Source organism: Psittacicella hinzii (assembly GCF_003585935.1).
Taxonomy (GTDB): domain Bacteria; phylum Pseudomonadota; class Gammaproteobacteria; order Enterobacterales; family Psittacicellaceae; genus Psittacicella; species Psittacicella hinzii.
The window spans coordinates 1-6109 of the sequence record NZ_NRJG01000072.1; the positions used below are offsets into that span (position 1 = coordinate 1).

The following is a 6109-nucleotide window of genomic DNA, read 5'->3' on the forward strand; positions in this document are numbered from 1 at the left end:
AATTAGCTAAGCTAATGAATACCCTTTAGATTGTTTGTAAAAATGCTTTGTTATTTAGTTTAGAAAATTATTTTCTAATTCAAGTGAGATATATTTTTTATTTATAACTTTAAAACTGCCGATTAAAATTATAAACTTTAAAAATTAACCTGAAAAATCATATAGTTAATTTTAGGAGAATATTTTTACAAAAATTCTACATACTTTAGACAAATTATTTTGCAAAAAGTTTTATAAATTTTACAAAATTTTTTTAAAAGGTATCATTAGTCTTAAGTGGTAAAAGGAAGGATAGAGTACCACTTAACATTGAGGAGGTGAGAGTAGTAATTGGTTGTTCCCCAAGATGTAATTCTCTGATCCTAACTATAAAGTTACAGCTAGTCTAAAGCTCGTAATTTTATAGTCGAAGATTTTAGGTAGTTGGCACAAGTTATGCTAACTTGTTGTGCGTTATTGTAAAGAAAAATTACTAGCAATGGTTGCCAACATTGTGGTAATTTTGTCTTGTTCTTTGCTGAAAAAGTAAATCTCTTTACGATTAATTAAAGCAAAGTTTACTTAATGCATAACTAATACCCTGAAAATTAGAGCGGTATACTGTAAGAAATTTATGAGTTTAAATTATAAAAATTCCAAAGTATGTAAAAAGATTTTTCTAAGTGTTTTTGCTTAAGTTTTAAACTCCATTTCTATACTTATATTTTACGATATTTTTAGAGTTTTATCTTAAGTTTAAGCGAGATTTTTCGAAAAATTTTAGGCGATGTTGTGACTGTTTTATTAAATCTCAACTATACAAACATAAGGATAAAAAGATTAGGTTTCAAGTGAGATAATGCCAGTTTATTACAAGAAATAACTTTGAGTGGAGTTAATACTAATTTTTGACTATAGAGCCTAATACTAAGATACTTCTATTTGTGTAATGAGGAAGATCGTTTTTTTTCAGAAAAGGATTTTACTTAAAGTAGTTCTCTTTGTTAGAAGAATACGCAGTAGCCTCAAATGATTGGTTAATGGTATAAAAACGTGTTGATTATTAGCTGTTTATTAAGGTAATACTCAGTAATTTAAGAACAGATCATAATAAAAGCACGAAATCCCCTCTCCTTCTATAAAGATACCTAGTTCTAATCTTTTAGAGTGAATTTTGTTGTTAGCAGAGAAATTTATTAGTTACTGTAATTTAAAAGTTATATAAATGTATAAGAAAGTTGTATGAACAATATGTTTGTTTAAGCTTTGCTCTTCTATTTATGATGTTGTTAGATGTAACTTTATGTAACAAAGATAAGTTTGATAGATAGTATCAAATATTTGATGAAAGGTGACGACGGCTGCTTGCAGTGTGCTGTAGGATTTATATTGGTATTGTGGATCTAGGTAAGAAAATTAATTTTTTACTTCTTGTGTATAAATCTCAAAAGATAAAGTTACAAGTAGTTACTTAAGGTATGTAGAAATTGACAAATGAAGTAATTTGCAAGCTATATTGCTCGAAATCATTTCATAGTCAAAAGTTGTTGTATTAATAATGCTGTTATTCTAGTTAATGCTTAAATTAGTGAATTCGCTTTTAGTGGATGAAATAGATTTTGTTGGATAGCTCTAAAGATTCTGTTCGATTAACTATACTAGAGGAAATAAGCTGATGGTTATAGATCAGCCTCTCTAATTAAGTATCTTATTTAAATAGAAAGAGGTATTACACCTAGAGAACCTTCTTAGAGGGACTATACTTAAGGGAGCATGTACTGGGTTATATAAGTTGTAACGGAGGTTATATTACTAGTAAATGTTACCTAAAGTTTAATATTCTATAGTTTGCTATAACAAATAATAAAAAAGGCAGTCGTATGGCTGCTTTTTTTAATGCGTCCAGTATGCATTTACTCCGAAGGTACGGGCAAGGCTAACTCCTTGTCGTTAGTCCTTCCTTGGTTATGGATCAACCTTGAGACTTAAGGCAAGCACTACCCGTGTGAAGAAAGCCGGCGGCAAAAGATTGGAGCTTATGAACAAGAAAACCTTACGAGGCTGGCAGTATCCTCTACAAGTCAGCAAATAAGACCAGTAGTGATCCAGTGCCTACATTTTATGTTAAAGAACTGTTGGTAAAAGGTTAGGTTTCAATTGGAGGAGTGGGGCTGCTAACCACAAGATCAACACTTAACTTAAGTTGATTTGTGGTGCTTACCAGGAGAGGGCTATCTATGACGTTAAGATAGCAGTCAGCAGAGGTCATAGTAGGCTAAGAGTAGCACCTTAGTTCAAAGGACCGAAACGCCACGACGCGAAATAACTTAATACAAGTGGGAAACACTCGAGGTATCTGCCATCGCTATACAGACGATGTAATGATCTTCTATAAATCTCTCAAAGACGCTAATCGTGTAGACGAAAGTGTAACTAGATTTATAGAAGGAGTACTAGATCTTAAAGTGAACAGAGAAAAGACAAAGGTCAGCTACATTAATCGTGAGCTCAAATACCTAGGTCACTGTTTCTACCTAAAGAAATCTGGTAAGTTCACGGTAAATATGGGCATTCACAAGAAATCTAGGGAAAAGCTGATTGATAAAGTCAGCATTAACTAACGAAGCGTTAGTTAAAACTGGTTTTCATTTAGCTAAACCTAATTCATTGCGAATATCAAAACAAGAATTATGGCAATAAGAAAAGTCCAGAGTACTAGGTCTCTGGACTTTTAACGTAACCGCCGTATTCGGTTCTGTACGTACGGTGGTGTGAGAAGTCGCAGTGCTAGGTATAACTATATAACCTAGGCCAGATCTACTCAATTATTTATTCCACTTTGTAAGTAGTTGTTGGTAAAGAAACAATATAGTTACTACCAGTATTACCTACAATTACAGGATTGGTGTATGTAATGCTAATTGCAAAGTTACGTCCATAACTATCAATTAGATGTAATGGAGCATTAGCAGTAAATGTCGGATCATAATAATGCTGACTTACTACAGGATCTTTACCATTACTAAAATCAAAGTTTAAGCTACTTTGATCTGAAGTGTCACTATCCGCACCACGTTGTAATTCTGAAGCTTTTTTACGAGCTTTATTACGTAACTGATAAATCATATCAGGTACTTGCTCTGTTGGTTGTACATTTACAACTGCTTGTAAGCTTGAAGTATAACGAGTGATTGAATTAGCAACTTCTTCACCTAATTGTTCTTTGCTAGATTGACATTTTTTAGCAACTGCTTTTTTACGTTGTTCTTCTTGTTTACGAGCAAGCTCTTTTTTACGATTCTCTTCGGCTTTGATTTCTGTTTGAGTTTTCGTTAAATATGCTTCATTCCCTACATAAACATTACCTGAGTTTTCGTAAGAAGCAACGTCATTTACATTAGAATTAACTGCTGCAACTAAGTCCACAAATGAAACATCTTTATCAGTGTTTTCTACACCATTAACGTATGTTTTAACTGTGGCTACAGGCACATCTGAAGATCCTGCTTTAACTGAGTAACTAACATAATCATTGGTTTGGTCAGCTAATTTAATCTCATTTTCTGCTTTAAGATAAAGAACATTGTCTTTAATTTTTAAAGGTCGTTTAGATTGATCCGGTTTAGCAACAATAGGAATTGTTGTATTACCAGGATTATTTGCAGGTTTTGTTACTACGGGTTTACTACTGTCTGGAGTGGTTACTGGAGGAGTAGCTGTTTCCTGTTTAGGTTCTTCAGTTTTTACCGGAGGAGTTACCGTAGTGGTTTCTTCAGGAGTAACTACTGGTTGGTTTTCTTCTGTAGGAGTGCTTGGAGTTTTAACTTCAGGCTCTTGATTTTCTTGTTTTGTCTCTTCTACAGGAGTAGGATCTTTAACCTCTGGTTTAGGTTGTTCTGTTTTTATTTCAGTTTCAGTATTTTCTTTTGTTTCTGAACTAGTATCTGGAGGAGTTACAGTTTCCTCTTGTGAAGGATTCTCTACAGACTGACTTTCTTCTTTCGGAGTTGTTGCTTCAGGAGTTTCATTTTCTTTAGTATCTTTATCTCCGACTTCTGTAACTGGAGTATCTTGAGCTGGAGTTTCGATCTCTTCCTCAGGATTTTCTTTTACTTCAGTTTTAGTTTCGCTTTCTGTTTCTGCAGGAGTCTCTACTGTTTGCTCCGGATTTTGCACTTCTGTGTTAGTATCAGTGCTTCCAGTATTGTTTTTGTTACTATCTTCAGTATCTGTATTTTGGCTATCAGTATTTTCACTAGCAGTATTTTCGCTAGCAGTCGTATCTTCGACTTTAGGATCTTCAGTTGTAGTATCTGGAGTTTCCACAGGTGTTTCTGGATTAGCTACTGATTCATCTGAGCTTGACCAGTCGATGTAACTTGCATAAGGATCTAAGCTAATTTGTTTTTCATTATAGCTAGATGGGTTTACAGACAGATCGTCTTTAATGTAAGTTTCACCACGAGTATTTTTAGCTGTTGTGAGTGATTGTAGCTTACCATTTGCGTTTACTTGTAGCCAGCCATTACGTTGGATTGTAATAATTTTTTCTTTATCATCAATCTTAATGACATATTCAGCGCTCTTGAATAATTTCTCTACATTTAAATCGTAAGTTGAGAAAACTACATTGCCTGAATTATAACCGTCTGGCATGCTTTTACTAAAGTTGAAACCATTTGGGTTCACGAAGATCACTAAACCATTAGTTTTAATGGTACCGATCATATCTGAAGCCGTGATTCCAAGAATACGATTTAAGAGAACGCCTTGTTCGCTATCGAAAGTAAAGCTAACTGTATTGCCGCGTAAGAGGTTGAATTGACTAAATTCAGCTACAGCGCGAGGAGTGTTAATTACGTAATTTAGTTCGTCGATTTGCGTAACTTTCCCCGCAACGGCTTTGAAACCGAGGATGTTGCCTTCAGATGCTGAGGCTAAAGGAGGAGCTATAGTACTTAACGCTATAGATCCTGCAAGCATGGCGCAGTGTAAAAAGCTTTTCGCTGTTTTGCTTTGCGCACGTTGAGCCACGTTTTGCTCGTCAAGAATCGCTGGTAGTTGAGATAGATGATAGGAAATGTCAAAGCGAGATTTCCAATTAGTATCTTTATCTACATAACGACAGGAAATAATTTCAAATCGTTTCATAACCTAAAACCTTTGACTAAGTATCAGTGCCCGATAAAAGTTTTACCTGTTCTGCCGATCTTAATCAAATAAAGACTTGCTTTTATTCTTTATCTAGCAATAACTCAGTTAAGATTATGAGAGATATTTGTGCGGTAAAGCTACTTAGCGCTTTACTTATGTCAACAAACATGCCAACCTTAAAGCTAGTTATTAAACTGTATACAATTTCATGAAATAAAGCATTGATCGAAAAAATACGGGTTGCTAATGCTGTTTGTTCAGATAAGGAAAGCGCGAGACTAACCATTAATCAAGTTAAATGATCATTCAATGGGTGAGATTGAATAACTTTATTAGATGAAAATGTAAGAACTTAAGTGTTGTTAAGGTATTTAAATAAGTAAATAAAAGTTAAGTAAAGGAGATATTTGTAAGTGAGAAAATAACTTCGATTATTAAAGGTTTAATAAGAGTTAAGTAGTAAAAATCAGTTAATGTAAAATCGATAATAAACTTAGAGTAAACTCGAAAGAAACGTGATTTTATCGTTAAAAGTAAAAGTTAGCAAGAATGGAATATGGTAATGCTAACTATTATCTTTAATAGTGGTTAATCTTAGTCTTTATCTCTAATTTAATCATAAATCAATACAATTTAGTTACTAAATATGAGTATTGTTAGCCTTTAATTGAAGTTGATAATTTATGCATATTTCATGCAAAAATTACTCCTAAGTATTAGACAAACAATATTTATATAAGTCGCAAAATTTATTAACTTATGTAAATTAAATAAGATAAGTTGAAGATAAAATCTGTTAGAAATAATTTAGCTTGAAATAAAATTATCTAAAGATAAAAAGCAATCTAGATAAATATAAGTAGAAAGTTTTTACAATTAATGATTGCAAGCAAAATTAATTTTTTGTGTTTACGCTTTAGAATGAAAGTTACCTTAAAAATGTTTTTAATCTGAGATTGCCTATTGGCTATAAATA

2 protein-coding genes are annotated in these 6109 nt (G+C 32.9%); one reads left to right on the top strand and one right to left on the bottom strand.

The features are described from left to right. Positions 1 to 2315 precede the first annotated feature (2315 nt). The gene (locus tag CKF58_RS08715) at positions 2316 to 2600 is read left to right on the top strand and encodes a reverse transcriptase domain-containing protein (protein ID WP_222987702.1); all 285 of its coding nucleotides are present in this window, start codon (positions 2316 to 2318) and stop codon (positions 2598 to 2600) included. A 208-nt stretch (positions 2601 to 2808) separates the two neighbouring features. Here the strand turns inward: CKF58_RS08715 and CKF58_RS04450 are convergent, their stop codons facing one another. After that, a complete protein-coding gene (locus CKF58_RS04450; protein ID WP_119531385.1) occupies positions 2809 to 5130 on the bottom strand; it encodes a two-partner secretion domain-containing protein in 2322 nt (773 codons plus the stop codon). Between the last annotated feature and the right edge of the window lie 979 nt (positions 5131 to 6109).